At 70.4% G+C, this 26,547-nt stretch carries 24 protein-coding genes; 20 read left to right on the forward strand and 4 right to left on the reverse strand.

Annotated features, from left to right (window positions below):
* Positions 1-103 precede the first annotated feature (103 nt).
* On the forward strand, positions 104-2,740 hold the full coding sequence (locus I004_RS0113220; RefSeq protein WP_106965333.1) for a RelA/SpoT family protein: 2,637 nt from the start codon (positions 104-106) through the stop codon (positions 2,738-2,740).
* Between the two features lie 113 nt (positions 2,741-2,853).
* Here I004_RS0113220 and I004_RS0113225 read toward each other — a convergent pair whose 3' ends face one another.
* Together I004_RS0113225 and I004_RS0113230 are read right to left on the reverse strand one after the other, a co-directional pair.
* Positions 2,854-4,086 carry a DUF349 domain-containing protein gene (locus I004_RS0113225; RefSeq protein ID WP_028435891.1) on the reverse strand — a complete coding sequence of 411 codons (1,233 nt, stop codon included), beginning with the start codon at positions 4,084-4,086 and terminating at the stop codon, positions 2,854-2,856.
* A 160-nt stretch (positions 4,087-4,246) separates the two neighbouring features.
* Positions 4,247-5,062 (reverse strand): peptidylprolyl isomerase, encoded by an 816-nt coding sequence (locus tag I004_RS0113230; protein WP_028435892.1) that lies wholly within the window; start codon positions 5,060-5,062, stop codon positions 4,247-4,249.
* A gap of 221 nt (positions 5,063-5,283) precedes the next feature.
* On the opposite strand from I004_RS0113230, the gene I004_RS0113235 reads away from it, so the two are divergent.
* The 4 genes from I004_RS0113235 to I004_RS0113250 all read left to right on the forward strand — a co-directional run bounded on the left by I004_RS0113235 (position 5,284) and on the right by I004_RS0113250 (position 9,441).
* Positions 5,284-6,000, forward strand: a complete 717-nt coding sequence (locus I004_RS0113235; RefSeq protein ID WP_028435893.1) for an MBL fold metallo-hydrolase — start codon at positions 5,284-5,286, stop codon at positions 5,998-6,000.
* 11 nt (positions 6,001-6,011) lie between these two features.
* Positions 6,012-7,274, forward strand: coding sequence for a histidine--tRNA ligase (gene hisS, locus I004_RS0113240; protein WP_028435894.1), 1,263 nt, complete (start codon positions 6,012-6,014; stop codon positions 7,272-7,274).
* 70 nt (positions 7,275-7,344) lie between these two features.
* On the forward strand, positions 7,345-7,980 hold the full coding sequence (locus tag I004_RS0113245) for a vitamin K epoxide reductase family protein (protein ID WP_028435895.1): 636 nt from the start codon (positions 7,345-7,347) through the stop codon (positions 7,978-7,980).
* 54 nt (positions 7,981-8,034) lie between these two features.
* Positions 8,035-9,441 carry a replication-associated recombination protein A gene (locus I004_RS0113250; RefSeq protein ID WP_028435896.1) on the forward strand — a complete coding sequence of 469 codons (1,407 nt, stop codon included), beginning with the start codon at positions 8,035-8,037 and terminating at the stop codon, positions 9,439-9,441.
* A 77-nt stretch (positions 9,442-9,518) separates the two neighbouring features.
* Here I004_RS0113250 and I004_RS0113255 read toward each other — a convergent pair whose 3' ends face one another.
* The gene (locus tag I004_RS0113255) at positions 9,519-10,364 is read right to left on the reverse strand and encodes a DUF2470 domain-containing protein (protein WP_078511134.1); all 846 of its coding nucleotides are present in this window, start codon (positions 10,362-10,364) and stop codon (positions 9,519-9,521) included.
* A gap of 38 nt (positions 10,365-10,402) precedes the next feature.
* Between I004_RS0113255 and rpsD the strand changes: the two genes are divergently transcribed.
* The 14 genes from rpsD (at position 10,403) to nusB (ending at position 24,646) form a co-directional block, all read left to right on the forward strand.
* A complete protein-coding gene (gene rpsD / locus I004_RS0113260; RefSeq protein WP_037976088.1) occupies positions 10,403-11,029 on the forward strand; it encodes a 30S ribosomal protein S4 in 627 nt (208 codons plus the stop codon).
* Between the two features lie 495 nt (positions 11,030-11,524).
* Positions 11,525-11,968, forward strand: coding sequence for a DUF948 domain-containing protein (locus tag I004_RS0113265; RefSeq protein ID WP_028435899.1), 444 nt, complete (start codon positions 11,525-11,527; stop codon positions 11,966-11,968).
* Positions 11,969-11,975: 7 nt separating this feature from the next.
* Entirely contained in the window at positions 11,976-12,314 is a 339-nt protein-coding gene (locus I004_RS0113270) for a DUF6167 family protein (RefSeq protein ID WP_028435900.1), read from the forward strand.
* On the forward strand, positions 12,314-14,986 hold the full coding sequence (gene alaS / locus I004_RS0113275; RefSeq protein ID WP_028435901.1) for an alanine--tRNA ligase: 2,673 nt from the start codon (positions 12,314-12,316) through the stop codon (positions 14,984-14,986). Before I004_RS0113270 ends, alaS begins: the two co-directional genes overlap by 1 nt.
* A complete protein-coding gene (gene ruvX / locus I004_RS0113280) occupies positions 14,986-15,450 on the forward strand; it encodes a Holliday junction resolvase RuvX (RefSeq protein ID WP_028435902.1) in 465 nt (154 codons plus the stop codon). Before alaS ends, ruvX begins: the two co-directional genes overlap by 1 nt.
* A 130-nt stretch (positions 15,451-15,580) precedes the next feature.
* Complete coding sequence (mltG, locus tag I004_RS0113285) at positions 15,581-17,257, forward strand: endolytic transglycosylase MltG (protein ID WP_028435903.1); 1,677 nt, start codon at positions 15,581-15,583, stop codon at positions 17,255-17,257.
* A complete protein-coding gene (locus I004_RS0113290) occupies positions 17,257-18,126 on the forward strand; it encodes a shikimate dehydrogenase (protein ID WP_037976090.1) in 870 nt (289 codons plus the stop codon). Before mltG ends, I004_RS0113290 begins: the two co-directional genes overlap by 1 nt.
* A 172-nt stretch (positions 18,127-18,298) precedes the next feature.
* Positions 18,299-19,483 (forward strand): chorismate synthase, encoded by a 1,185-nt coding sequence (aroC, locus tag I004_RS0113295; RefSeq protein ID WP_028435905.1) that lies wholly within the window; start codon positions 18,299-18,301, stop codon positions 19,481-19,483.
* Positions 19,480-19,995 (forward strand): shikimate kinase, encoded by a 516-nt coding sequence (locus I004_RS0113300; RefSeq protein WP_028435906.1) that lies wholly within the window; start codon positions 19,480-19,482, stop codon positions 19,993-19,995. The genes aroC and I004_RS0113300 overlap by 4 nt, the downstream gene beginning before the upstream one ends.
* Before the next feature lie 20 nt (positions 19,996-20,015).
* Positions 20,016-21,119: a 3-dehydroquinate synthase gene (gene aroB / locus I004_RS0113305; protein WP_028435907.1), complete on the forward strand. Its 1,104-nt coding sequence runs from the start codon at positions 20,016-20,018 to the stop codon at positions 21,117-21,119.
* A 179-nt stretch (positions 21,120-21,298) separates the two neighbouring features.
* On the forward strand, positions 21,299-22,318 hold the full coding sequence (locus I004_RS0113310) for an AAA family ATPase (protein ID WP_486579980.1): 1,020 nt from the start codon (positions 21,299-21,301) through the stop codon (positions 22,316-22,318).
* 130 nt (positions 22,319-22,448) lie between these two features.
* Complete coding sequence (locus I004_RS0113315) at positions 22,449-23,579, forward strand: aminopeptidase P family protein (protein ID WP_028435909.1); 1,131 nt, start codon at positions 22,449-22,451, stop codon at positions 23,577-23,579.
* Positions 23,580-23,651: 72 nt separating this feature from the next.
* Positions 23,652-24,218: an elongation factor P gene (efp, locus tag I004_RS0113320; RefSeq protein WP_028435910.1), complete on the forward strand. Its 567-nt coding sequence runs from the start codon at positions 23,652-23,654 to the stop codon at positions 24,216-24,218.
* A 2-nt stretch (positions 24,219-24,220) separates the two neighbouring features.
* Complete coding sequence (nusB, locus tag I004_RS0113325; protein WP_028435911.1) at positions 24,221-24,646, forward strand: transcription antitermination factor NusB; 426 nt, start codon at positions 24,221-24,223, stop codon at positions 24,644-24,646.
* Positions 24,647-24,966: 320 nt separating this feature from the next.
* On the opposite strand, the gene bldD is transcribed toward nusB, so the two are convergent.
* Positions 24,967-25,467 carry a transcriptional regulator BldD gene (gene bldD / locus I004_RS0113330; RefSeq protein WP_028431622.1) on the reverse strand — a complete coding sequence of 167 codons (501 nt, stop codon included), beginning with the start codon at positions 25,465-25,467 and terminating at the stop codon, positions 24,967-24,969.
* 250 nt (positions 25,468-25,717) lie between these two features.
* Between bldD and pyrR the strand changes: the two genes are divergently transcribed.
* Positions 25,718-26,344: a bifunctional pyr operon transcriptional regulator/uracil phosphoribosyltransferase PyrR gene (pyrR, locus tag I004_RS33740; protein WP_037976093.1), complete on the forward strand. Its 627-nt coding sequence runs from the start codon at positions 25,718-25,720 to the stop codon at positions 26,342-26,344.
* Positions 26,345-26,547: the final 203 nt, after the last annotated feature.

Below are 26,547 nucleotides of genomic sequence, written 5' to 3' on the forward strand. Positions count from 1 at the left end.
TGACCGCCTTCGTGCTGTGGCCGCACCGCCGGTGGCGGGCGGGGGCGCCTCCGAGGTCGATACCATGGCAGCAGTCCGACCTGGGGTCCAACGAGGAGTGCTCTTGCCAGACGAGGCCCAGCCGTACACCGCGGCACAGCGTCACGACGCCGAGCCCGGCGGGCCCGGCGCTCTCACCGCTGCCCCGGACGGGCTGCCTCGGGACGGCGCCGATGCCGCGGACCACCGTGAGCCCCGCGGTTCCCGTCCGCCTGCCGGGCCGCAGCGCGGCGGCCGCGGCCCGACCGGCTCCGCGCACGAGGACAGCGGCGCCAATCCCGCCGGCACGGCCGTGGAGGAGCGTGCCGCCGCCGCAGCCGCGGAGTCGGCCGAGGAGGCGCAGAGCGAGCGTGTGGCTCCGGCCCGCGCCGTCTCCGGTGTCTCGGGCCGCTCCGGCTCCTCCAACCGCGTGCGGGCCCGTCTCGCCCGTCTCGGCGTCCAGCGCTCCAGCCCCTTCAACCCCGTCCTGGAGCCGCTGCTGCGGATAGTGCGCGGCAACGACCCCAAGATCGAGTCGGCGACGCTGCGCCAGATCGAGCACGCCTACCAGGTCGCCGAGCGCTGGCACCGCGGCCAGAAGCGCAAGAGCGGCGACCCGTACATCACGCATCCGCTCGCCGTCACCACCATCCTCGCGGAGCTCGGGATGGACCCGGCGACGCTCATGGCCGGGCTGCTGCACGACACCGTCGAGGACACCGAGTACGGCCTGGACACCCTCCGCCGCGACTTCGGCGAGCAGGTGGCGCTCCTCGTCGACGGCGTCACCAAGCTGGACAAGGTCAAGTTCGGTGAGGCGGCGCAGGCGGAGACCGTGCGCAAGATGGTCGTCGCCATGGCCAAGGACCCACGGGTGCTGGTCATCAAGCTCGCGGACCGGCTGCACAACATGCGCACGATGCGCTACCTGAAGCGGGCGAAGCAGGAGCAGAAGGCCCGGGAGACCCTGGAGATCTTCGCGCCCCTCGCGCACCGCCTGGGCATGAACACCATCAAGTGGGAGCTGGAGGATCTCGCCTTCGCGATCCTCTACCCGAAGATGTACGACGAGATCGTGCGGCTCGTCGCCGAGCGGGCGCCGAAGCGGGACGAGTATCTGGCCGTCGTCACCGACGAGGTGCAGGGCGACCTGCGGGCCGCCCGGATCAAGGCCACCGTCACCGGCCGCCCGAAGCACTACTACAGCGTCTACCAGAAGATGATCGTCCGCGGCCGGGACTTCGCGGAGATCTACGACCTGGTCGGCATCCGCGTCCTGGTGGACACCGTCCGCGACTGCTATGCGGCGCTGGGCACCGTCCACGCCCGGTGGAATCCGGTCCCCGGCCGGTTCAAGGACTACATCGCGATGCCGAAGTTCAACATGTACCAGTCGCTGCACACGACGGTGATAGGGCCTGGCGGCAAGCCCGTCGAACTTCAGATCCGCACCTTCGACATGCACCGGCGTGCCGAGTACGGCATCGCCGCCCACTGGAAGTACAAGCAGCAGGCCGTCGCCGGCGCCTCGAAGGTGCGCACGGACGTCCCCAAGGGCACCGGCAAGGGCGACGAGCACGTCAACGACATGTCCTGGCTGCGCCAGTTGCTGGACTGGCAGAAGGAGACCGAGGACCCGGGGGAGTTCCTGGAGTCCCTGCGCTTCGACCTGTCCCGCAACGAGGTCTTCGTCTTCACCCCCAAGGGCGACGTCATCGCGCTTCCCGCGGAGGCCACACCCGTCGACTTCGCGTATGCCGTGCACACCGAGGTCGGTCACCGCACCATCGGTGCCCGCGTCAACGGGCGTCTGGTGCCGCTGGAGTCGACGCTCGAGAACGGCGACACGGTCGAGGTCTTCACCTCCAAGTCCCCGGGGGCCGGGCCCTCCCGCGACTGGCTGGGCTTCGTCAAGTCGCCCCGCGCCCGCAACAAGATCCGCGCCTGGTTCACCAAGGAACGCCGGGACGAGGCCATCGAGCAGGGCAAGGACGCCATCGTCCGCGCGATGCGCAAGCAGAACCTGCCGATCCAGCGGATCCTGACCGGCGACTCCCTCGTGACCCTCGCCCACGAGATGCGCTACGCCGACATCTCCGCTCTCTACGCCGCCATCGGCGAGGGCCATGTGTCGGCGCAGAGCGTCGTTCAGAAGCTCGTGCAGTCCCTCGGCGGGGAGGACGCCGCCAACGAGGACCTGGCCGAGACCGCGCCGCCCATGCCGGCCGCCACACGACGGGCCAAGCGGCGGGCGAACTCCGACCCGGGCGTCGTCGTCAAGGGCGTCGACGATGTGTGGGTCAAACTGGCCCGCTGCTGTACGCCCGTGCCCGGTGACCCCATCATCGGCTTCGTCACGAGGGGCAACGGCGTCTCCGTGCACCGCACGGACTGCGTCAACGTGGACTCCCTCACGAAGGAGCCCGAGCGGATCATCGACGTGGAGTGGGCGCCCAGCCAGTCGTCGGTCTTCCTCGTCGCCATCCAGGTCGAGGCACTGGACCGCTCCCGGCTGCTCTCGGACGTCACGCGCATCCTCTCCGATCAGCACGTCAACATCCTCTCTGCGGCCGTCCAGACCTCACGGGACCGCGTCGCCACCTCGCGCTTCACCTTCGAGATGGGCGACCCCAAGCACCTCGGCCACGTGCTGAAGGCGGTGCGCGGCGTGGAGGGCGTCTACGACGTCTACCGGGTGACCTCGGCACGCAGGCCGTCCTGACCCTCCGGGCGAACCCGGCTGGGGGCTCTGCCCCGGGGTGCCCGGGGCACACAAGAACGGTGCGCTGCCTGCCACCGCAGACAGCGCACCGGCCTTCGGCCCCCGGGTCGGGCTCAGCCTCCGAACTCCTCCAGGCCCTTCATCGCCTGGTCCAGCAGCTCCTGGCGGCCTGCGAGCTCCTTCTCCAGCTTCTCGGCCTTGGCCGTGTTCCCCGCCGCGCGGGCCTTCTCGGCCTGGCCGCGCAGCTTGTCGACGGCGTCCTGCAGTTGGCCCGTCAGCCCCGCCGCGCGTGCCCGCGCCTCGGGGTTCGTGCGGCGCCACTCGGCCTCCTCGGCCTCCTGGATCGCCCGCTCCACCGCGTGCATGCGGCCCTCGATCTTGGGCCGGGCGTCGCGGGGAACATGGCCCACGGCGTCCCAGCGCTCGTTGATGGCGCGGAACGAGCCCCGGGCCGTCTTCAGGTCGGTGATGGGCAGCAGCTTCTCCGCCTCGGCGGCCAGATCCTCCTTACGGGTCAGGTTCTCCCGCTGCTCGACGTCGCGTTCCGCGAACACCTCGCTGCGGGCCTGGAAGAAGACGTCCTGAGCGCCGCGGAAGCGCTGCCACAGGTCCTCCTCGTGCTCCCGCTGCGCACGCCCCGCGGCCTTCCACTCCTGCATCAGCTCGCGGTACTTGGCCGCGGTCGGGCCCCACTCGCGGGAGTCGGAGAGCGCCTGGGCCTCGGCCACCAGCTTCTCCTTGCGCTGACGGGCCTCCTCACGCTGCGCGTCGAGCTGGGCGAAGTGGGCCTTGCGACGCTTGGAGAAGGCCGAACGGGCGTGGGAGAAGCGGCGCCACAGTTCGTCGTCGGTCTTGCGGTCGAGCCGCGGCAGGCGCTTCCAGTTCTCGACCAGGGCACGAAGCCGCTCGCCGGAGGCCCGCCACTGCTCGCTCTGCGCGAGCTCCTCCGCCTCGTTGACCAGCTCCTCCTTGGACTGGCGTGCCCGCTCGTTCTGGTGCGCCTTCTCGGCCTTGCGCTCTTCGCGGCGCTTGTCCACGGCGATCGTCAGGGCGTCGAGGCGCTTGCGGAGCGAGTCCAGGTCGCCGACCGCGTGATGCGCGTCGACCTGTTCGCGAAGATGCTCGATCGCGTTACTGGCGTCCTTGGCGGACAGATCGGTGGTCTGCACACGCTTCTCCAGGAGGCTGATCTCCACGACCAGGCCCTCGTATTTGCGCGTGAAGTAGGCGAGGGCTTCCTCAGGGGAGCCTGCCTGCCACGATCCGACGACCTTCTCACCGTCGGCTGTACGCACGTATACGGTCCCCGCCTCATCGACGCGGCCCCACGACGGGTCGCTGCTCACAGCGCCTCCTCCACAAGATGCCCAGGCTGGGTGCGGGCCCCCCGGCATCGTCCACAGATCTCGTCACTGCCAACATAGGCGAACGTCGCCCACGCTGTCCGCATGCCGACGGAGCGAAATTGTGCATGCGAAGGGCACTGTGCGTATACGGCCGGGCCGGTCAGGACTTGCGTACGGAAGTCCCCTCGATCACCACGGTCGCGATCGGGGCGACGTTCCGGTTCTCCGGCTCCGGCCTCGAACCCGCCGCCGCGATCTTCTTCAGCACACCCATGCCCTTGGTGATCTTTCCGAACGGAGTGAAGTCCGGCGGCAGCTTGCTGTCCTTGTAGACGAGGAAGAACTGGCTGCCCCCGGTGTCCCGGCCCTTGCCGGTCTGCGCCTGGTACCGGTTCGCCATCGCCACGGTGCCGGCCGGGTAGGTGCCGTCCTTCACGCGTGAATCCTTCAGGTTCTCGTCCGGAAGCGTGTAGCCCGGGCCGGACTTGCCGGTGGCCGTGGGGTCGCCGCACTGCAGGACGTAGGGGCCCTGCTTCACGAGGCGGTGGCACTTGGTGTGGTCGAAGAACTTCTCCCCGGACAGGAAGCGGAAGGAGTTGACGGTGCGCGGAGTCTTCGACGCGTCCATGTCGAAGCTGATGTCACCGCACGTCGTGCGCAGCGTCATCGCGTACTTCGCGGATTCGTCGATGCCGAGAGCGGGCTCCTTCTTCCACTTCTCGCCGCTCGGCTTGCCCGGTGCGGCCTCGGTGCAGGGATCGGGGTCCTTGTTCGCGGAGGATTCCTTCTTCTTCCCGTCGCCTTCGAGACCGCCCGAGGCCACGTAGGCCGCGCCCGCCCCGATCACCAGCGCGGCGCCCGCCAGTATCCCGATGATGCGCAGACGTGCCCGGCGCCGGCGCTGCACCCGCCGCTCCTGCTGTCTCAGGTACTTCTCGCGTGCGAGCTGCTTTCTGCGCTGTTCGCTGCTGACCACCGGGCGCTTCTCCTTCGGGCCGTGCGTGCGTGGGGATGCGTGCCTACCTACCAGAGTCCGCCCGTACCGTATACGGGTTCGCGGCTCCGTGGCCGCCGCCGGTAGGCTGTGACCAGCTTGATCGGCGGGGCGATGTGCGCTGACCGCCGCCAGGCTCCCGGCGCTCCCCGGGCAAGATGCCCCGGCCGCCGTGACCGTTTCCGGACGACTGAAGGACGATCGTGCTCGTTGCCGGGTTCCCCGCCGGGGCCTGGGGGACCAACTGCTATCTGGTCGCCCCCGCCGCCGGCGAGGAGTGCGTGATCATCGACCCTGGCCACCAGGCCACCGAAGGCGTCGCCGAGGCCGTCGCCAAGCACCGGCTGAAGCCGGTCGCCGTCGTGCTGACCCACGGCCACATCGACCATGTCGCCTCGGTGGTGCCGGTGTGCGGCGCCCACGACGTGCCCGCCTGGATCCACCCCGAGGACCGCTACATGATGAGCGACCCGGAGAAGGCCCTGGGCCGCAGCATCGGGCAGCCTCTCATGGGCGAGCTGACCGTGGGCGAGCCCGACGACATCGAGGAACTGACCGACGGCGCCACGCTTCGCCTTGCCGGGCTCGAGCTGACCGTCACGCACGCACCGGGCCATACCAAGGGGTCGGTGACGTTCCGGATGCCCGAACAGGCAGATGTGCCACCGGTGTTCTTCTCGGGCGACCTGCTCTTCGCCGGCTCCATCGGACGCACCGACCTTCCCGGGGGCGACCACGAGGAGATCCTTCAGTCACTGGCGCGCGTGTGCCTGCCGCTGGAGGACGAGACGGTGGTGCTCTCGGGCCACGGCCCCCAGACGACCATCGGCCGGGAGCGTGCCACCAACCCCTTCATGCAGCAGGTGGCTGCCGGGCCGGGCGGCGGTAGTACAGGCGCCGCCCCGCGACGAGGAATGTGACGAGACCTTCCGTGACCACGTTCAAGGCCCCCAAGGGCACCTACGACCTCATCCCGCCCGAGTCCGCGGACTACCTCGCGGTGCGTGAGGCGCTCTCGGCGCCGCTGCGCCGGGCCGGGTACGGCTACACCGAGACGCCGGGCTTCGAGCAGGTCGAGCTCTTCGCGCGCGGTGTCGGCGAGTCCACCGACATCGTCACCAAGGAGATGTACACCCTCACCACCAAGGGCGGCGACGAGCTCGCACTGCGTCCCGAAGGCACCGCCTCGGTGCTGCGCGCCGCTCTCGAGGCCAGCCTGCACAAGAGCGGCAACCTGCCGGTGAAGCTGTGGTATTCGGGCTCGTACTACCGCTACGAGCGTCCGCAGAAGGGCCGCTACCGGCACTTCTCCCAAGTGGGCGCCGAGGCGATCGGCGCCGAAGACCCGTCCCTGGACGCCGAGTTGGTGGTCCTGGCGCACGACGCGTACCGCTCGCTGGGGCTGCGCGAGTTCCGCATCCTGCTCAACTCCCTCGGGGACAAGGAGTGCCGCCCGGTCTACCGTGCGGCGCTCCAGGAGTTCCTGCGGCGTCTCGACCTCGACGAGGACACGCGCCGCCGCATCGAGATCAACCCTCTGCGTGTTCTGGACGACAAGCGGGAGAGCGTGCAGCGGCAGCTGACGGACGCGCCGATGATGCGGGACCACCTGTGCGAGGCGTGCAAGTCGTACCACGAGCAGGTGCGCGAGCTGCTGACGACTGCGGGCGTCGCCTACGAGGACGACCCCCGGCTGGTGCGCGGCCTGGACTACTACACGCGTACCACCTTCGAGTTCGTGCACGACGGGCTCGGTTCGCAGTCCGCCGTGGGCGGCGGCGGGCGCTACGACGGACTGTCGGAGATGATCGGCGGTCCGGAGCTGCCGTCCGTCGGCTGGGCCCTGGGCGTGGACCGCACGGTCCTGGCGCTGCGGGCGGAGGGCGTGGAGCTCGAACTGCCCGCAGCCACGGACGTGTTCGCGGTGCCGATCGGCGATGAGGCACGCCGCGCACTCTTTCGGGTGGTGACCGAACTGCGCCGGGAGGGCGTCGCGGCCGACTTCGCGTACGGCGGCAAGGGCATGAAGAACGCCATGAAATCGGCCAACCGTTCCGGCGCGCGCTACGCGCTGCTGGTCGGGGAGCGGGATCTGGCCCAGGGAGTGGCGCAGCTGAAGGATCTGCTCAGCGGTGAGCAGACCGCCGTTCCGCTCGACGGGGTGGTGGCCGAGGTGGCCGCGAAACTCCGCTGACGGCGCGGGCCTTGGTGCACAATGAGCGGCACACGGGGCAGAAGAGGACTGACGACGGGATCAAGGGCTTATGACCATGACGGCACCCCTCGACGACGCTCGCACGGGCACGGACGAGCCCCCCAGGAGCGTCGTCGGCGCCGGACGAGCCTTCGCCTGGATGCTGCTGATCACGGCGGCATCCGGGCTGCTGGCGTCCTGGGTGATCACCCTCGACAAGATCAAGCTGGCGGAGAACCCGGACTTCACGCCTGCGTGCAGCCTCAACCCGGTCATCTCCTGCGGCAGCATCATGAAGAGCGAGCAGGCCGAGGCCTTCGGGGTGCCGAACCCGATGATCGGTCTCGTGGCCTACGCGATCGTGATCTGCGTCGGAATGAGTCTTCTGACGAAGGCCCGCTTCCCGCGCTGGTACTGGCTGACGTTCAACGCCGGCACGCTCTTCGGCGTCGGATTCTGCACGTGGCTCATGTACCAGTCGCTGTACGACATCGGCGCCCTGTGCCTGTGGTGCAGCCTCGCCTGGGTCGCCACGATCATCATGTTCTGGTACGTGACGGCGCACAACGTGCGGCACGGCTTCCTGCCCGCACCCGCTCCTGTCCGGGGCTTCCTCGACGAGTTCCCTTGGGTGCTGCCGGTCCTGCACATCGGGATCATCGGTCTGCTGATCCTCGTCCGCTGGTGGGAGTTCTGGACGGGCTGAGCCCCGAGGGCTCTCCCGCCACCGTTGTCGGAGGGTTGATTTAGGGTTCCTGGCGTGGAACCCGACCTGTTCACCGCGGCCGCAGAGGAACGCCAGGCGAAGGATCCGTCGGCCAGCCCCCTGGCCGTGCGGATGCGCCCGCGCACCATCGACGACGTCGTGGGCCAGCAGCACCTGCTGCGCCCCGGCTCCCCGCTGCGCCGCCTCGTGGGGGAGGGCGGCGGAGGTCCTGCCGGGCCGTCGTCGGTGATGCTGTGGGGTCCGCCGGGCACCGGCAAGACGACCCTCGCGTATGTCGTCAGCCAGGCCACCGACAAGCGCTTCGTGGAGCTGTCCGCCATCACCGCGGGCGTGAAGGAGGTCCGGGCGGTCATCGAGAGCGCTCGCCGTTCCTCCGGTGCGTACAGCAAGGACACGGTCCTCTTCCTCGACGAGATCCACCGGTTCAGCAAGGCCCAGCAGGACTCGCTGCTGCCCGCGGTCGAGAACCGCTGGGTCACCCTGATCGCCGCGACGACGGAGAATCCGTACTTCTCGGTGATCTCGCCGCTCCTGTCGCGTTCGCTGCTGCTGACGCTGGAGGCGCTCACCGATGAGGACGTGCGCTCCCTGATCGGCCGTGCCGTGGAGGAGGAGCGCGGCCTCGGCGGCTCGGTGACGCTTCCGCCCGAGTCGGAAAGCCATCTGCTGCGCATCGCCGGAGGCGACGCCCGGCGTGCGCTGACCGCGCTGGAGGCGGGCGCCGGCGCTGCTCTGGCCAAGGGGGAATCGGCCGTCACCCTCGCCACCCTGGAGGAGGCTGTCGACAGGGCGGCGGTCACCTACGACCGCGACGGCGACCAGCACTACGACGTGGCGAGCGCTCTGATCAAGTCCATCCGTGGCTCGGACGTCGACGCGGCGCTGCACTATCTGGCGCGGATGGTCGAGGCGGGGGAGGACCCCCGGTTCATCGCGCGCCGCCTGATGATCTCGGCCAGTGAGGACATCGGCCTCGCCGACCCGTCGGCCCTGCAGACGGCTGTGGCGGCGGCCCAGGCGGTCGCCATGATCGGCTTCCCGGAGGCCCGTATCACGCTGGGCCACGCGGTCGTCGCGCTCGCCCTGGCCCCGAAGTCGAACGCCGCGTACATGGCGATCGACGCGGCCCTCGCCGACGTAAGGAACGGGGTGGCCGGCCCCGTCCCGGCACATCTGCGCGACACCCACTACCAGGGCTCCGCGAAGCTCGGCCACGGCAAGGGCTACCTGTACCCGCACGATCTGCCGGGTGCCATCGCCGCGCAGCAGTACGCCCCGGACGCGATCCACGGCAAGCGCTACTACGAGCCGACGCGTTACGGCGCCGAGGCCCGCTACGCGGAGGTGGCCGAGCGCGTCCGCGAGCGGCTGCGCGGTAGCGCCCCCGCGTCCGAGGAGCCGCAGCCCGCCCAGGAGTCCAAGAAGTCCCAGGAGGGCTGACCCGGCGTGGGGCCCGGCGAATCCCGGGCCCCACGTAGCCGCACATGCCCCGGTCCTCTTGTGTTCTGCCGCGTCCGCTACTGCGCGGCCGCCTCGAAGAGCAGTCGCATCGCCTGCCGCAGCTGAGCCACATCGTCGACCGGATCCGGGAACTCGAACCTGGCGTCGAAGCACGCCGAGGGCGGCTCTCCCTCGATGCCGCAGAAGCGCACCCGCATCCCGTAGCGGTCCACGGACAGCGGCACCGCGTCGGCGCCGGCCGCCGCGCAGGCCGGCCCGGTCTCGCCCAGAAGCCCGCACAGCGTGCGCATCTGATCGTCGTGCGAGGACGCCAAGTGCTGGAGCAGTTCGGCCTCGTGGGGCGCCAGAGGATCGGGCGTCGCCGCCGCGAAGTCGTCGGGCTCCACTGCCTCCGAACCCCACAGGTCCTCGACGTGTGCCTCACCGACCTCGAGCCGAAGCAGGACCCACGCGACATCGGCGGCCGGCGGTCCGGCCGGGTGCCGGTCCGCGACAAACCGCGCGAGTGCCGCTCGCTCATCGGGCCCGACGGCGGTCAGCCAGCCCGCGACCCAGGCCCTGCCCCGCACGCGATGGGGGACCGCGACAGGCGCGACGTCGGTGATTTCCATCACCGCGACGACCTCGTCGCCACTCGCGTGCTCCGCCAGCTGAGCCGCCGGCGAGGAGGCGGGAACGAGGAGCACCACGTCACCGTCCTTCGTGACGGCCCGGGCCTCCGGACTGCCGTATCCCACCGGGGCGGGCTCCTCCGACCGGGCCGACGGAATGTCCAGCACGGCCGATACGCTGGATTCCACGAGAGTTCGTACGCGCTCCGCGGCAGTTGGTGCCCGGGCGTCTTCCACGGGACGCGGCTGTCCCCCGCCGGACTCGGTGCGGGGAATCCCAGGTCGAAACATACGTTCTCCTCCGCTAAGGTAAGCCTCACCTAACTTACATGGAGGTCCGTTCAGTGAACCAGTCGCGTCCCAAGGTCAAGAAGTCGCGTGCCCTCGGCATCGCGCTGACCCCCAAGGCCGTGAAGTACTTCGAGCACCGGCCCTACCCGCCGGGGGAGCACGGCCGGGGCCGCAAGCAGAACAGTGACTACAAGGTCCGGCTGCTGGAGAAGCAGCGGCTGCGTGCCCAGTACGACATCAGTGAGCGCCAGATGGTCCGCGCCTACGAGAGCGCTCGCAAGACCGGCGGCAAGACCAGCGACGCGCTCGTCATCGAGCTGGAGCGCCGCCTGGACGCCCTCGTTCTCCGCTCCGGTCTGGCCCGCACGATCTACCAGGCCCGTCAGATGGTCGTGCACGGCCACATCTCGGTGAACGACCGGAAGGTCGACAAGCCGTCCTACCGGCTGAAGCCGGACGACGTGGTGCAGGTCCGCGAGCGCAGCCGCACCAAGCACCCCTTCCTGGTGGCACGCGAGGGCGGCTACGCCCCCGACGGCGAGACCCCGCGCTACCTCGAGGTCAACCTGGAGGCGCTCGCCTTCCGTCTGGACCGCACGCCCAACCGCAAGGAGATCCCTGTGGTGTGCGACGAGCAGATGGTCATCGAGTACTACGCACGCTGAGCCCGCGGGCGCGAGGAGGGCCGCACGGCCCGCGGTACGACCGCCTCGCGCCTCCTGCGGCGCCCCCGGCGTCGCGTTGCCCAGACAGCACAACACGACGGCACAGCCCGCCTGCCGCACGCGTCCGGCCCCCGGCCCGGCGCCGGCACGGCGGGCTGCCGTGTACCCGTGAGGGCTCAACCGGGCCCGGATGTGCGCCCGTTCGTCTCACCGAGACCAACCTCCTTGCCGCACAAGCCGTTTCGGGCTGCCTCCCGCTGCATCCGGTCACGTACCGCGGCCAGAGCTGGGCCGCGCGTACGTGCTCCACCGGCGGAGCGCGCGCCCCCCGTCCTGCTCCGATGCCGTCATTTTCGCGGTACGAACGGGCCCTGCGGGCGCGATAGGCTCGGTACAGAGCCTCCGCTGCCCGGACCGGGTGCCGGACGCGGTCCGTGAGCGAGCGCGTCCAGGAGCGGAGGCGGACCCCGAACGACCCGAGGGAAGCGGTGCAGCGTGTCCGGTGGAGAAGTGGCCGGTCTCCTCGTGGCGGTCTTCTGGGCGATTCTGGTCTCGTTCCTCGCCGTGGTGCTGGTGAGGCTCGCACAGACGCTCAAGGCGGCCACCAAGCTGGTGACGGGCGTGACCGAACGGGCCGTCCCGCTGCTGGGAGAGGCGTCCGCGACGGTGCGTTCCGCCCAGACGCAGCTGGCCCGCGTGGACGCGATCGCGACGGACGTCCAGGAGGTCACCTCCAACGCCTCCGCACTCTCCTCCACCGTCTCCACCACCTTCGGCGGACCGCTGGTGAAGGTCGCGGCCTTCGGCTACGGCGTACGGCGTGCGCTCGGCCGGAAGCGGAAGGCCGAGGAACCGCAGAAGCCGCCGCCCGTCGTCGTGACCCGCACCCTGCCGGGTGCACGGCGCGGCGGACGCGGGCGTGAGCGAGGAAAGGGCTGATCCGTAGATGTTCCGCCGTGCCTTCTGGTTCACCACGGGCGCCGCGGCGGGTGTGTGGGCTACCACCAAGGTCCAGCGCAAGCTGCGCTCCCTCGCACCTGACGCGCTCGCGGTCCGTGCAGCCGACAAGGCCGTGCAAGGGGGCCACCGGCTCAAGGACTTCGCCCTGGACGTACGCGCCGGAATGGCCCAGCGCGAAAGCGAGTTGAACGACGCTCTCGGACTGGACTCACCATCGCCCGACCAGGGCCCCGGGCTCCCCGCCCAGGCCCGCAGGCCACAACTGGGCTCCGTACACGACCGGCAGGGCCCCGACCGACCACACGACCGAAACGAGGACCACTGATGGAGTCGGCTGAAATCCGCCGCCGCTGGCTGCGCTTCTTCGAGGAGCGGGGGCACACCGTCGTGCCGTCGGCGTCGCTGATCGCGGACGACCCGACGCTGCTGCTCGTCCCGGCGGGCATGGTCCCCTTCAAGCCCTACTTCCTCGGCGAGGTCAAGGCGCCGTACAAGCGCGCCACCAGCGTGCAGAAGTGCGTGCGCACACCGGACATCGAAGAGGTCGGCAAGACCACGCGACACGGCACGTTCTTCCAGATGTGCGGCAACTTCTCCTTCGGCGACTACTTCAAGGAGGGCGCCGCGGTATACGGCTGGGAACTGATGACCACCCCGCAGGACAAGGGTGGTTACGGTCTGGACCCCGAGCGCCTGTGGATCACTGTCTTCGAGGAGGACGACGAGGCGGAGCGCATCTGGCGTGACGTCGTCGGTGTCCCCGCCGAGCGCATCCAGCGGCTCGGTAAGGACGAGAACTACTGGGACATGGGCGTCCCCGGCCCCTGCGGCCCGTGCTCGGAGATCAGCTACGACCGCGGCCCGGAGTTCGGCCCCGAGGGTGGTCCCGCGGTCAACGACGAGCGCTACGTCGAGTTGTGGAACCTCGTGTTCATGCAGTACGAGCGCGGTCCGGGGGAGGGCAAGGACTACCCGATCATCGGGGACCTGCCCAGCCAGAACATCGACACCGGCCTCGGTTTCGAGCGCCTGGCGATGATCCTTCAGGGCGTGCACAACATGTACGAGATCGACACCTCGCGCATGGTGCTCGACAAGGCCACCGAACTGACCGGTGTGCGCTACGGCGCCGCCGAGCAGACCGATGTCTCCTTGCGCGTGGTCGCCGACCACATCCGTACCGCCGTCATGCTCATCGGCGACGGTGTCACGCCGGGCAACGAGGGCCGCGGCTACGTACTCCGCCGCATCATGCGCCGCGCCATCCGCAACATGCGCATCCTCGGTGCGACGGATCCGACCGTCGCCGAGCTCACGGACACCGTCATCAAGGCCATGGCGCCGCAGTACCCGGAGCTGGAGACCGACCGCAAGCGCATCGAGACGGTCGCCCTCGCCGAGGAGGCCGCCTTCCTGAAGACCCTGCGTTCCGGGACCAACATCCTGGACACCGCCGTCAGCGAGACCCAGGCCTCCGGCAGCTCCGTCCTGCCCGGGGAGAAGGCGTTCCTGCTGCACGACACGTGGGGCTTCCCGATCGACCTCACGCTGGAGATGGCCGCCGAACAGGGCCTCACGGTCGACGAGGCCGGCTTCCGCCGGCTGATGCAGGAGCAGCGCGACCGCGCCAAGGCCGATGCCAAGTCCAAGAAGCAGGGCCACGCCGACCTCTCCGCGTACCGCGAGATCGCCGACAGCAGCGGCGCCACGGACTTCACGGGCTACAAGCACACGGCGGGGGAGGCCTCGATCGTCGGTCTCCTCGTGGAGGGCGTCTCCTCGCCCGCGGCCCACGAGGGCGACGAGGTCGAAGTCGTCCTCGACCGCACCCCGTTCTACGCCGAGGGCGGCGGCCAACTCGCCGACACCGGCCGTATCCGGCTGGAGAACGGCGCGGTCATCGAGGTCCGCGACGTGCAGCAGCCGGTCGCCGGCGTGTCCGTGCACAAGGGCGTCGTCCAGGTCGGCGAGGTGACCGTCGGGTCGCCCGCCCACGCGCAGATCGACATCGACAGGCGCCGCTCCATCGCCCGTGCCCACAGCGCCACGCACCTCACGCACCAGGCGCTGCGTGACGCCCTCGGGCCCACGGCCGCGCAGGCCGGTTCGGAGAACTCACCCGGCCGCTTCCGCTTCGACTTCGGTTCGCCGTCGGCCGTGCCCGGCACGGTCCTCACGGACGTCGAGCAGAGGATCAACGAGGTGCTCACCCGCGAACTCGACGTCTCCGCCGAATACATGGGCATCGACGACGCCAAGAAGCAGGGCGCGCTCGCGGAGTTCGGCGAGAAGTACGGCGAGCGGGTGCGTGTGGTGACGATCGGCGACTTCTCCAAGGAGCTGTGCGGCGGTACTCACGTCCACAACACCGCGCAGCTCGGCCTGGTCAAGCTGCTGGGTGAGTCCTCCATCGGCTCGGGAGTGCGGCGTGTGGAGGCGCTCGTCGGCGTCGACGCCTACAAGTTCCTCGCCCGTGAGCACACTGTGGTCTCCCAGCTCACGGATCTGGTCAAGGGCCGTCCCGAGGAGCTGCCCGAGCGGATCTCCTCGATGGTGACCCGGCTGAAGGACGCCGAGAAGGAGATCGAGCGCTTCCGCGCGGAGAAGGTGCTCCAGGCCGCTGCCGGAATCGCCGAAGGCGCCACGGACGTACGGGGTGTGGCCCTGGCTGCCGCTCGCGTGCCGGACGGCACCGCCGCGGAGGACCTGCGCACGCTCGTGCTCGACGTCCGCCAGCGCATCCCGGGCTCGCGTCCCGCCGTCGTCGCTCTCTTCGCCGTCACCGGCGGCCGTCCGCTGACCGTGATCGCCACGAACGACGCCGCGCGCGACCGCGGTCTGCGGGCCGGCGACCTGGTGCGCGGCGCTGCCAAGACCCTCGGCGGCGGGGGCGGCGGCAAGCCGGACGTCGCCCAGGGCGGCGGCCAGAACCCGGATGCGGTGGACGAGGCCATCGCCACCGTCGAACGGCTCGTGACAGAGAGCGGCAGCGCCTGATGCGTCGAGGCCGCCGGCTCGCCGTCGATGTGGGTGACGCCCGCATCGGCGTCGCCAGCAGCGATCCGGACGGGCTGCTTGCGACGCCGGTGGAGACGGTGCCGGGTCGTGATCTGCCCGCCGCCCGGCGGAGGTTGGCGGCACTCGTCGAGGAGTACGAACCGATCGAGGTCCTGGCCGGCCTGCCTCGCTCCCTCAACGGGGGCGAGGGGCCGGCCGCGGCCAAGGTCCGTGCGTTCGCCGAGGAGCTGGCGAGGAAGATCACACCGGTGCCGGTTCGGCTGGTGGACGAGCGTATGAGTACAGTCACGGCTGCACACGACATGCGTGCTTCCGGCGTGAACTCCAAGAAGGGCCGATCCCGCATCGACCAGGCCGCGGCGGTGGTCATTCTGCAGAACGCCCTGGAGACTGAACGGATGTCAGGCAGCCCACCCGGGGAATGCGTCGAAGTGGTTGTCTGATCGCGATACGGTAACGTTCCCGCGACACGCGCAACCGCCGGAGGGGGTCGGCACACGGCATGAGTGCCGCGGGTGCACTGCCTATTTTGCGTACGGCAGACGGCTGCCGTCCGGCGGATCTAGGGGATCGATGACTGAGTATGGCCGGGGGCAGAGCCTCCCACCGTGGCATCCCGATGACCCTCTCTTCGGGGACCAGGGGTGGGACGGTGGCAGAGACGGCACCCACCCGGGCGACGGTGACCCTTACGCCGGCCAGTACACGGACCCGTACAGCACCGGCCAGCATCAGGTACCGCACCAGCAGGGCTACTACCCGCAACAGCCGCAGCAGCAGTACTACGGGCAGGGTGGCTACGAAGCGCCCGCAGCGGGCGGGCCCTACGACCCCGGCTACGGCATGGGAGCCACGGACCCGAACGGCATGCCGGCCGTCACGGACCCGTACAACACCGGCCAGCAGCCCGGCTACTACGCGGCTCAGCAGGGCTTCCCGCAACAGCAGCCCCCGCCGCAGCAACAGCAGCCGCAGGGCCAGGGCTACCCCGGGCCGTACGCACAGCCGGTCCCGGAGGGCTACGTCGCTCCGCCTCCCGGCCGGCCTGACGCGGACCCCGAGACAGGCTGGGACCCCGGTCCCGACCAGGGCGAGCACGCCTTCTTCTCGGAGCGCGACGACAGCGACGACGACCTCGACGACGACGAGGGACGCTCCAAGCGGTCCGGACGCCGCAATCGCGGCGGAGAGACCAAGCGCCGCAGCGGCTGCGCCTGCCTGGCGGTCTCGGTGCTCCTCGCGGGAGGTCTCGGCACCGCCGGCTACTTCGGGTACGACCTGTACCAGACCTATCTTGCACCGGCGCCCGACTACCCGGGGAAGGGCTCCGGCCAGGCCCAGGTGAAGATCCCGGACGGCGCTTCGATCGCCGACATGGGGACCGAGCTGCAGAAGGCCGGAGTGGTCAAGAGCTCCGGCGCGTTCGTCGAGGCGGCCGAGGCGGAGAACAAGGCGAGCGGGATCCAGCCCGGCACGTACAGCCTCCGCAAGAAGATGTCCGGCGCCGCAGCGGTGAAGCTGATGCTCGACCCGGCCAGCCAGAACGGGCTGATCATCTCCGAGGGGCTGCGGGCGAAGAAGATCTACGAGCTGATCGACGAGAAGCTCGGCAAGGCCAAAGGCACCACGGAGAAGGCTGCCAAGAACGCCAACTCCACCGACCTCGGGCTTCCGGCCTTCGCCAAGGGCAATCCGGAGGGCTTCCTCTTCCCTTCGCGCTACAGCGTCGGACAGAAGAGCGACCCGCTCGATGTTCTGCGGGACATGGTCGGACGCTCCAAGGCCGAGCACACCAAGGTCGATCTGGCCGGCGAGGCGAGGAAGGCCGGCAAGACCCCCGAGGAGATCCTGACAATAGCGTCGCTCATCCAGGCAGAGGCGCAGCAGGACGGCGAGTTCGGCAAGGTCTCCCGCGTCATCCACAACCGGCTGGACAAGAACATACTGCTCCAGTTCGACTCGACCATCAATTACGCCAAGGGCCGCTCCTCGCTGGACACTTCGGTCGAGGACACCAAGCTGAAATCGCCCTACAACACCTACCTGAACCGTGGACTGCCGCCCGGTCCGATCGACAACCCCGGGCACCAGGCCATCGAAGCGGCGCTCAACCCGACCAAGGGCAACTGGATCTACTTCGTCACCGTCAAGCCTGGTGACACCCGCTTCACCGCGAGCAAGGCCGAACACGACCGCAACGTCCAGGACTTCAACAAGGAACAGCGCAAGAAGAAGGAGAACGGCGGCTGATGGACCGGCAGCACCCCGTACGGCCCGCTCCCGCGGCGTCACCTGCCGTACGGCGCGCCGCCGTTCTCGGCTCACCCGTGGCCCACTCCCTCTCGCCGGTGCTGCACAGCGCCGCGTACGCGGAACTGGGCCTGGAGGACTGGGCGTACGAGCGGTACGAGGTGGACGAGGAGGGCATCGCCTCCTTCCTCGGCGCCACCGACGAACAATGGGCCGGGCTCTCCCTGACGATGCCGCTCAAGCGTGCCGTTATCCCGCTGCTGGACGACGTCAGCCCGACGGCCGAGTCCGTCGAGGCGGTCAACACCGTGGTCTTCAGGGGCAGAACGCGCATCGGAGACAACACCGACATCCCCGGCATAGTGGCCGCCCTGCGGGAGCGCGGCATCGTAAGGGTCGAGCACGCCGCCGTCCTCGGAGCGGGGGCGACCGCGTCCTCGGCGCTGGCTGCGCTCACGCAGATCTGCGACGGCGTGGTCACGGCGTACGTGCGTAGCGACGAGCGTGCCCGCGAGATGCACGGCTGGGGCGACCGCCTCGGGCTGAGCCTGCGCACCGCCGACTGGGCGGACGCCGCGGAGGCGCTCACCGCACCCCTGGTGATCGCCACCACCCCGGCAGGGGCCACCGACGGGCTGTCCGAGCACGTGCCCGCGGCTCCCGGCACGCTTTTCGACGTCCTCTACGACCCGTGGCCCACGCGGCTCGCGGCGGAGTGGTCCGGGCGCGGCGGCACCGTCGTCTCCGGGCTCGACCTTCTCGTGTATCAGGCCGCGCTCCAGGTCGAGCTGATGACGGGGCACGCGCCCGCGCCGCTCGAAGCGATGCGGGCCGCGGGCGAGGCCGCACTGCACGCGCGCACGGCCTGACTGCCGCACCCGCCCGTCGGACGGACGCACCGGCACGAGTGCCACGGGTCCCGACGCGCACGTCCGGCCAGTGGACCGAGGCGGGCTCAGGGCCCCGTACGTGGGAAGATCGGGGCAGAGTCGAACACGTACAGAAAAGGCGCCCGCCCAGGCGCGAGATCGAGGAGCACCGTTGAGCAGGTTGCGCTGGCTGACCGCGGGGGAGTCGCACGGCCCCGCACTGGTGGCGACGCTGGAAGGGCTGCCCTCCGGCGTGCCGGTCACCACCGACATGGTGGCCGACGCGCTGGCGCGGCGACGCCTCGGCTACGGGCGCGGGGCGCGGATGAAGTTCGAGCGCGACGAGGTCACCTTCATCGGCGGCGTTCGGCACGGGCTCACCCTCGGCTCGCCCGTCGCGATCATGGTGGGCAACACGGAGTGGCCCAAGTGGGAGCAGGTGATGGCCGCCGATCCGGTCGATCCGGAGGTGCTGGCCGGCCTGGCCCGGAACGCGCCTCTGACCCGGCCCCGGCCCGGCCACGCCGACCTCGCGGGCATGCAGAAGTACGGCTTCGACGAGGCACGCCCCGTGCTGGAGCGCGCCTCCGCGCGGGAGACGGCGGCGCGCGTGGCCCTCGGCACCGTCGCCGGCTCGTATCTGAAGCAGACCGCCGGGATCGAGATCGTCTCCCATGTGGTCGAGCTCGGCGCCGCCAAGGCTCCCTACGGACTCGTCCCGAAGCCGGGCGACGTGGAGCGGCTCGACGCCGACCCGGTGCGCTGCCTGGACGCCGACGCGAGCAAGGCGATGATCGCGGAGATCGACCAGGCACACCAGGACGGCGACACCCTCGGCGGCGTGGTGGAGGTGGCCGCGTACGGCGTGCCGGTCGGACTGGGCTCGCACGTCCACTGGGACCGGCGTCTGGACTCGCGGCTGGCCGGAGCCCTCATGGGCATCCAGGCGATCAAGGGCGTCGAGCTGGGAGACGGCTTCGGCCTGGCACGGGTGCCGGGATCCAGGGCCCACGACGAGATCGTCTCCACGGACGAGGGGATCCGCCGCAGCTCCGGCCGCTCCGGCGGCACCGAGGGCGGGCTCTCCACCGGTGAACTCCTGCGCGCACGGGCCGCGATGAAGCCGATCGCGACTGTGCCGCGCGCGCTGGCCACCGTCGATGTGCAGACCGGCGAGGAGACCCGCGCACACCACCAGCGCTCCGACGTGTGCGCCGTTCCGGCCGCCGGCATCGTGGCGGAGGCGATGGTCGCGCTCGTGCTGGCGGACGCCGTGGCGGAGAAGTTCGGCGGCGACAGCGTCACCGAGACCCGCCGCAACGTGGACGGCTTCCTCGACAGCCTGGAGATCAAGTGACGGGGCCCGTCGTCATCCTCGTAGGCCCGATGGGCGTGGGAAAGACGACCGTCGGCGAACTCCTGGCCGAGCGCCTGGGCGTCGGCTGCCGCGACACCGACCACGACATCGTCGAGGCCGCAGGCAAACCCATCTCCGAGATCTTCCTCGACGACGGCGAAGCGCACTTCCGCGCCCTGGAACTTGAGGCCGTGCGCACGGCGCTGGGCGAGCACACCGGCGTGCTGGCGCTGGGCGGTGGCGCCGTCCTCGCTGCGGAGACCAGGCAGCTGCTGGCGGGCGCCCCCGTCGTCTTCCTCGACATGGACGTTGCGGAGGCCGTCAAGCGGGTCGGACTCGACGCGCCACGGCCGCTGCTGATGATGAACCCGCGCAAGCAGTGGCGGGAACTGATGGACGCACGCCGCCCCCTCTACACCGAGGTCGCCAGAGCAGTCGTCAGCACCGAGAACCGCACACCCGACGAGGTCGTTGGCGAGATCCTCGACGTCCTGGAGCTGAAGCAGAAGTGACCAGCCAGACCCCTTCCCCCATGGCCTCGGACGGGCAGGACGCCCACACCCGCATCACCGTCGGCGGAGGCCCGGGCACCACGCCCTACGACGTGCTCGTCGGTCACCGGCTGCTCGGCGAGCTCCCCGGGCTCATCGGCAACGCCGCCAAGCGAGTCGCCGTCCTCCACCCGGAGGCGCTCACCGAGACCGGCGAGGTCCTTCGTGAGGACCTCGCGGCACAGGGATACGAGGCCATCGCCGTACAGCTCCCGAACGCCGAGGAGTCCAAGACCGCCGAGGTCGCCGCCTACTGCTGGAAGGCGCTGGGCCAGACCGGCTTCACCCGCAGCGACGTCATCGTCGGCGTCGGCGGAGGTGCGACGACCGACGTCGCGGGTTTCGTCGCGGCGACCTGGCTGCGAGGGGTGCGCTGGATCGCCGTCCCGACGACCGTCCTGGGCATGGTGGACGCCGCCGTCGGCGGCAAGACCGGCATCAACACCGCCGAGGGCAAGAACCTCGTGGGCGCCTTCCACCCGCCGGCCGGGGTCCTGTGCGACCTGGCCGCCCTGGAATCGCTGGGCGTGCACGACTACGTCGGCGGCCTCGCCGAGATCATCAAGGCGGGCTTCATCGCGGACCCGGTCATCCTGGATCTGATCGAGGCCGACCCGGAGGCCGCCCGCAGCCCCGCGGGCCCGCACACCGCCGAGCTGATCGAGCGCTCCATCAGGGTCAAGGCGGAGGTCGTCTCCGCCGATCTGAAGGAGACCGGGCTGCGCGAGATCCTCAACTACGGGCACACGCTGGCCCACGCCATCGAGAAGAACGAGCGCTACGAGTGGCGCCACGGCGCCGCCGTCTCCGTGGGCATGGTCTTCGCGGCCGAACTGGGCCGTATCGCGGGCCGGTTGGACGATCCCACTGCCGAACGGCACCGCGCCGTACTGGAGTCGGTGGGGCTTCCGGTCACCTACCGCGGCGACCAGTGGCCGAAGCTGGTGGAGACGATGCGCGTCGACAAGAAGTCCCGCGGCGACATGCTGCGCTTCATCGTGCTCGACGGTCTGGCGAAGCCGTCCGTGCTGGAGGGGCCCGACCCGGCGATGCTGCTCGCCGCGCACGCGGAGATCGCCGCGTAGGCAGCGGCCGTTGGGGCGGCGGCGCGGGGCGAACACCCGTGCCGGTTCCGGATATCGGGCACTGATCGCTGTTCTCCGGCGTTCAACAGGAACGACCTGGGCGGTACCTTCCGGTACTGTCACACAATCATGGCGCTGCGGGGGCAGCGTCGGCGGACCCGAGCGGAGTTGGGGAGCGGATGCAGCAGTACGGGGCGCAACAGCCCGTCCCTCCTCCGGACTCCGCTCCGGGACATCAGCAGGGCCCCCAGTACGACGGACAGTTCAACGGGGAGCACGACGGTCAGGCGCCTCCGCAACCCCCCGCTCCCGCCCCGGGCGGAGTGGTGCCGCAGCCGGCCTGGCCGGGCGCACACTCCCAGCCGCCGCAGCCCCCTGTCCAACCGCCGGCACGGCCGCCCGTGCAGCCGCCGCCGGCCGGACCGCCGATTCCCGCTCAGCCCCCGGCTCCCGGACCGCCGCCCGCACCCGGTGCGCCGCCGCCGGTGCCCACCGCTCCGGCGCAGCCGCCGCCCGGTCAGGGGCACCCCGGCGATCCGGACGCCCACCCCACCGAGTCCACCGGTCATCTGCTGCTCTCCCGCGGAGCCCCCGTCGAGATCCCCACGCCCGACGCGGACCCGGCGCAGCTGGATGCGACGCGGGCGGCCGTGGCCGTACTGCTCATCGGCCCGGCCGGAGCGGGCAAGACCACCGTCGCCCGCTACTGGGCCGACCGGCGTGCCGTGCCGACCTCGCACATCAGCCTCGACGACGTACGCGAATGGGTGCGCTCCGGCTTCGCCGACCCGCAGAGCGGCTGGAACGACCACTCCGAGGCGCAGTACCGGCTGGCACGCCGCACCTGCGGCTTCGCCGCCCGCAACTTCCTCGCGAACGGCATCTCGTGCATCCTCGACGACGCCGTCTTCCCCGACCGCCCCGTCGTCGGACTCGGCGGCTGGAAGCGTCACGTCGGCCCCGGCCTGATCCCGGTCGTGCTGCTGCCCGGACTGGAGGTCGTGCTGGAGCGCAACGCCGTCCGCAGCGGCAACCGCCGGCTCAGCGATGAGGAGGTCGCCCAGATCCACGGCCGGATGGCCGGCTGGTACGGCTCGGGCCTGCCCATCATCGACAACTCCCGGCAGGACGTCGCGACGACGGCCCGGATGCTCGACGACGTGGTGGCCCGCAGCCTGGCGAGCCCGCCGCGCTGGTGACGCCGGGATCGCGTGAGCGGTCCGGGCGTGCTCCGTGGAACGCGGGCGTTCTCACCCTGCGGCACGCCACGTCGCTCGCACGGCCCCGCACGGACTGCCGCCTTCCCTGGCTCTCCGTAGGCTCGGAAACATGTCCGAGGTCCATGTGGCTCGCCGTGCCCTGCTCCGTGAGTGCTGCTCCGCGACTGCGGCGAAGGACGGTCCCCCCGACGCGGTGCTGGTCACCCGTCCCGCCAACATCCGCTATCTGACCGGCCGTCCGCCGCACGGTGCGGCGCTGCTGATCGGTCCGGACGGCATCGACACGCTGCTCGGGCCGGCCTCCGACGACGTCCCGCGCCATGAGTCCGGCAGCCACCACGACGACGAGTTGCGCACCGACCGGCTCTCCAACCCGGAGGGCGACACCGCCGTGGCCGCGGCCGACCTGGCCGCCACCGCGGGCGCACGGCTCCTCGCCATCGAGGAGCACCATCTGACGGTGGCCAGGTACCGGGCCATGGCATCCGTCGCCTCCGGGCTCCGGCTGGCGGCCCTCGACAGCCCTGTCGAGGCCCAGCGCGTCATCAAGGACGACGAGGAGATCGCGGCCCTGCGCATCGCGGCCGAGATCACCGACCAGGCGCTCGGCGAGTTGCTGGAGTCGATCCTCGTCGGACGGACGGAACGGCACCTCGCCCTCGAACTGGAGCGCAGACTCATCGACCACGGCGCGGAGGGCTCCGCCTTCCCCACCTGCGTGGCGACGGGCCGGAACTCCGGTCTGGCCCGGCACCGTCCGACCGACCGGCGGGTGGAGGAGGGCGACTTCCTCTCTGTCCGACTGGGCGCTCAATACCACGGCTACCGCTGCCAGATCGGCCGGACGTTCGTCATCGGCACCGCTCCTGAGGACTGGCAGGTGGAGCTCTACGACCTCGTCTTCGCCGCCCAGCGGGCCGGACGGGAGGCGCTGACACCTGGCATGGCCTGCAGCGACGTCGACCGTGCCACGCGCCAGGTACTGAAGGGCGCCGGTCACGCCGAGGCGCTGGGCCCGGCGACGGGACACGGGGTGGGGCTGGAAATCGGTGAGGACCCTCGGCTGTCACCTGGGGCCATGGGTAAACTGGACGCTTGTGTGCCGGTCACCATCGAGCCCGGGGTCCACATTTCGGGCCAGGGCGGTGTCCGGATCGATGACACTCTCGTCGTCCGCCCTGCGGCGGACGGCGGACCCGAGCTACTCACCATCACGACCAAAGAGCTGCTCGCCCTCTAGCCCCTGACGGGGCGACGGAGCCGGGGCGGCCCTCTGGTCTCCGCAGCAGCAGTCTCAGGAGATTCCGCAACCGTGGCATCCACGAACGACCTCAAGAACGGCATGGTGCTCAAGCTCGAAGGCGGCCAGCTCTGGTCCGTCGTCGAGTTCCAGCACGTCAAGCCCGGCAAGGGGCCCGCCTTTGTCCGTACGAAGCTGAAGAACGTCATGTCCGGCAAGACCGTCGACAAGACGTTCAACGCGGGCACCAAGGTCGATACGGCCACCGTGGACCGACGCGGGATGCAGTTCTCGTACAAGGACGGCGAGTACTTCGTCTTCATGGACATGGAGACGTACGACCAGGTCCACATCACGCCCGAGATCGTCAGCGACACCGCCAACTATCTGATGGAGGGCTTCGAGGCCACGGTCGCGATGTACCAGGGCGAGGCCCTGTTCGTCGAACTGCCCGCCGCGGTCGAGCTCGTCATCGAGCACACCGAGCCCGGCGTGCAGGGCGACCGCTCCACCGGCGGTTCCAAGCCCGCCCGCCTGGAGACGGGTTACGAGGTCGGTGTGCCGCTGTTCATCACCACGGGTGAGAAGATCAAGGTCGACACCCGCTCCGGCGAGTACCTCGGCCGGGTGAACAGCTAGCCGTGGCAGCCCGTAACAAGGCCCGTAAGCGTGCCTTCCAGATCATCTTCGAGGCGGACCAGCGGGGCAGTACGCCGACGGCCGTCATGCAGGACTGGATCCGGCACGCGGGGACCGACGAGCGGCAGCCGCCCGTCAGCGAGTACACGATGCAGCTCATCGAGGGCTACGCCGAGAACGCCGAGCGCATCGACGAACTGATCTCCACCTACTCGGTGGGCTGGACGCTCGACCGGATGCCGGCGGTGGACCGCAGCATCCTGCGACTGTCGGCCTACGAGCTGATCTGGTCGGAAGACGTTCCCGAAGCAGTCGTCATCGACGAGGCGCTGGACATCGCCCGGGAGTTCTCCACGGACGAGTCGCCGCCGTTCATCAACGGTCTCCTCGGACGTCTTCAGGACCTCAAGCCGACGCTCCGCCGCTGACGGGGGCCCGCTTCTGCGGCCCCCGTTCCGCGCCGCCATCGCCTGCCCGGCCGCCGGATCAACCGCTCGCGCTTCGCTGCGCGAGGAGGGCCGAAATCCGGCGTCCCGAGTGCGATGCGAAATCCGTTCGGGGGAATTGGCCCATTCGCGTGAACGGGGCAGTTTCGCCGGATTTTTGGTCACTTTCCGTGGTGGCCTGCTCACGTCCCTAAAGGGGCTCCAGCAGGACCACGGCACAGAGAAACCGCCGCCGGTGGTACGCCCCGAGAGGGCGCACCACCGGCGGCAGTACGTTTCGGCGGAAGCCCGCCGTCAGGCCGTCAGGCGTCCTCGTGGGCCACCGCGCGGCGGGCGTCCGCGTCGAGGACGCCCCAGCTGATGAGCTGCTCCGTCAGCACCGAGGGGGACTGGTCGTAGATGACGGCGAGGGTGCGCAGGTCGTCCTGACGGATGGAGAGGACCTTGCCGTTGTAGTCGCCGCGCTGGGACTGGATCGTGGCCGCGTAGCGCTGGAGGGGGCCTGCCTTCTCCGCCGGCACGTGTGCCAGGCGCTCCAGGTCGAGCACGAGCTTCGGCGGCGGCTCGGCGGCACCGCCCGGGGTGGTGCCGGGCAGCAGCTCCTGCACGGGCACGCCGTAGAAGTCGGCGAGCTCGGCGAGGCGCTGGACGGTGACGGCGCGGTCGCCGCGCTCGTAGGAACCGACCACGACCGCCTTCCAGCGGCCCTGGGACTTCTCCTCGACGCCGTGGAGGGAGAGCCCCTGCTGGGTGCGGATGGCCCGGAGCTTCGCTCCGAGCTGTTTGGCGTATTCGCTGGACATATCGCTCCCCGCGGACGAGAAAGTGGTAACTCACTGTGAGGTTACGCAGCGTAATGTCTGCCGTCAAGCCGAACGCCGATCAGCTTTGCGAGGTAGAGCGGAACTGACGGCTCCGGTTCGGATCCGAACATTTCTCCGATCGAATCCGGCCCCGGTCCGGGTGGACTCCGGCCCCCTGGTACCGTTGCGCTGACAGTTCAGACGTCCTTTAAGGCCCGTCCCGTGAGGCGGGGAAGGAGGTCCCTTTCGCATGGACAGCCGTACGGACGACGGCAGCAGCAGGGGCACGGCAGGCCGCCCCGTACTCGAGGCGCCGGACATCGCGCGCGTCCTCACCCGCATCGCCCACGAGATCGTCGAACGCGCCAAGGGCGCCGACGACGTGGTGCTTCTCGGCATTCCCACCCGCGGCGTCTTCCTGGCACGGCGCCTGGCGGCGAAGCTCGCGGAGGTCACCGGCCGCCCGGTTCCTCACGGGTCGCTGGACATCACCATGTACCGCGACGACCTCAGGCTCGGTCCCGCCCGGGCGCTGGCGCACACCGACATCCCGCCGGACGGGGTGGACGGGCGCCTGGTGGTCCTCGTCGACGACGTTCTCTTCTCCGGACGCACCATCCGTGCCGCTCTGGATGCTCTCGGTGACATCGGGCGTCCCCGGGCCGTCCAGCTCGCCGTGCTCGTCGACCGCGGTCACCGCGAACTGCCCATCCGTGCCGACTACGTGGGGAAGAACCTGCCCACCTCGCTGCGCGAGACGGTCCGGGTCCAGCTCACGGAGGAGGACGGACGCGACGGGGTGCTCCTCGGGTCCGCGCCCGGCGGTGAACGGCCGCACAGCGGCGGACAGCAGCCCGCCCATCACGCGGAGCGCTAGCCCGCCCGCGGGGAGCACGAGACCTCCGGTGCACAGCACGACCGTCCGGTCGCCTCTCGAAGCGTCCCGCACGTCGAGAGGCGGCCCCGAGCCCCGCCGCGTGACTCCCCGGCACGGGTACGGCGGCAGGCAGCCGCACGCCCCGGACCACGTCCGCGTCCAACTTCCGCCCACCCCCTGCCCGTCCGGCACGCCCACGGACA

It is taken from the genome of Streptomyces sp. TAA486, from assembly GCF_000426165.1.

Bases quoted from the DNA above. Each gene is read 5' to 3' on its own strand.
- mltG (WP_028435903.1), top strand. From the start codon at position 15,581: ATGACTGAGTATGGCCGGGGGCAGAGCCTCCCACCGTGGCATCCCGAT.
- ruvX (WP_028435902.1), top strand. From the start codon at position 14,986: ATGCGTCGAGGCCGCCGGCTCGCCGTCGATGTGGGTGACGCCCGCATC.
- rpsD (WP_037976088.1), top strand. From the start codon at position 10,403: ATGGAGGTCCGTTCAGTGAACCAGTCGCGTCCCAAGGTCAAGAAGTCG.
- alaS (WP_028435901.1), top strand. From the start codon at position 12,314: ATGGAGTCGGCTGAAATCCGCCGCCGCTGGCTGCGCTTCTTCGAGGAG.
- bldD (WP_028431622.1), bottom strand. From the start codon at position 25,467: ATGTCCAGCGAATACGCCAAACAGCTCGGAGCGAAGCTCCGGGCCATC.
- I004_RS0113270 (WP_028435900.1), top strand. From the start codon at position 11,976: ATGTTCCGCCGTGCCTTCTGGTTCACCACGGGCGCCGCGGCGGGTGTG.
- I004_RS0113315 (WP_028435909.1), top strand. From the start codon at position 22,449: ATGTCCGAGGTCCATGTGGCTCGCCGTGCCCTGCTCCGTGAGTGCTGC.
- aroB (WP_028435907.1), top strand. From the start codon at position 20,016: ATGGCCTCGGACGGGCAGGACGCCCACACCCGCATCACCGTCGGCGGA.
- I004_RS0113310 (WP_486579980.1), top strand. From the start codon at position 21,299: ATGCAGCAGTACGGGGCGCAACAGCCCGTCCCTCCTCCGGACTCCGCT.
- I004_RS0113290 (WP_037976090.1), top strand. From the start codon at position 17,257: ATGGACCGGCAGCACCCCGTACGGCCCGCTCCCGCGGCGTCACCTGCC.
- I004_RS0113245 (WP_028435895.1), top strand. From the start codon at position 7,345: ATGACCATGACGGCACCCCTCGACGACGCTCGCACGGGCACGGACGAG.
- pyrR (WP_037976093.1), top strand. From the start codon at position 25,718: ATGGACAGCCGTACGGACGACGGCAGCAGCAGGGGCACGGCAGGCCGC.
- I004_RS0113255 (WP_078511134.1), bottom strand. From the start codon at position 10,364: ATGTTTCGACCTGGGATTCCCCGCACCGAGTCCGGCGGGGGACAGCCG.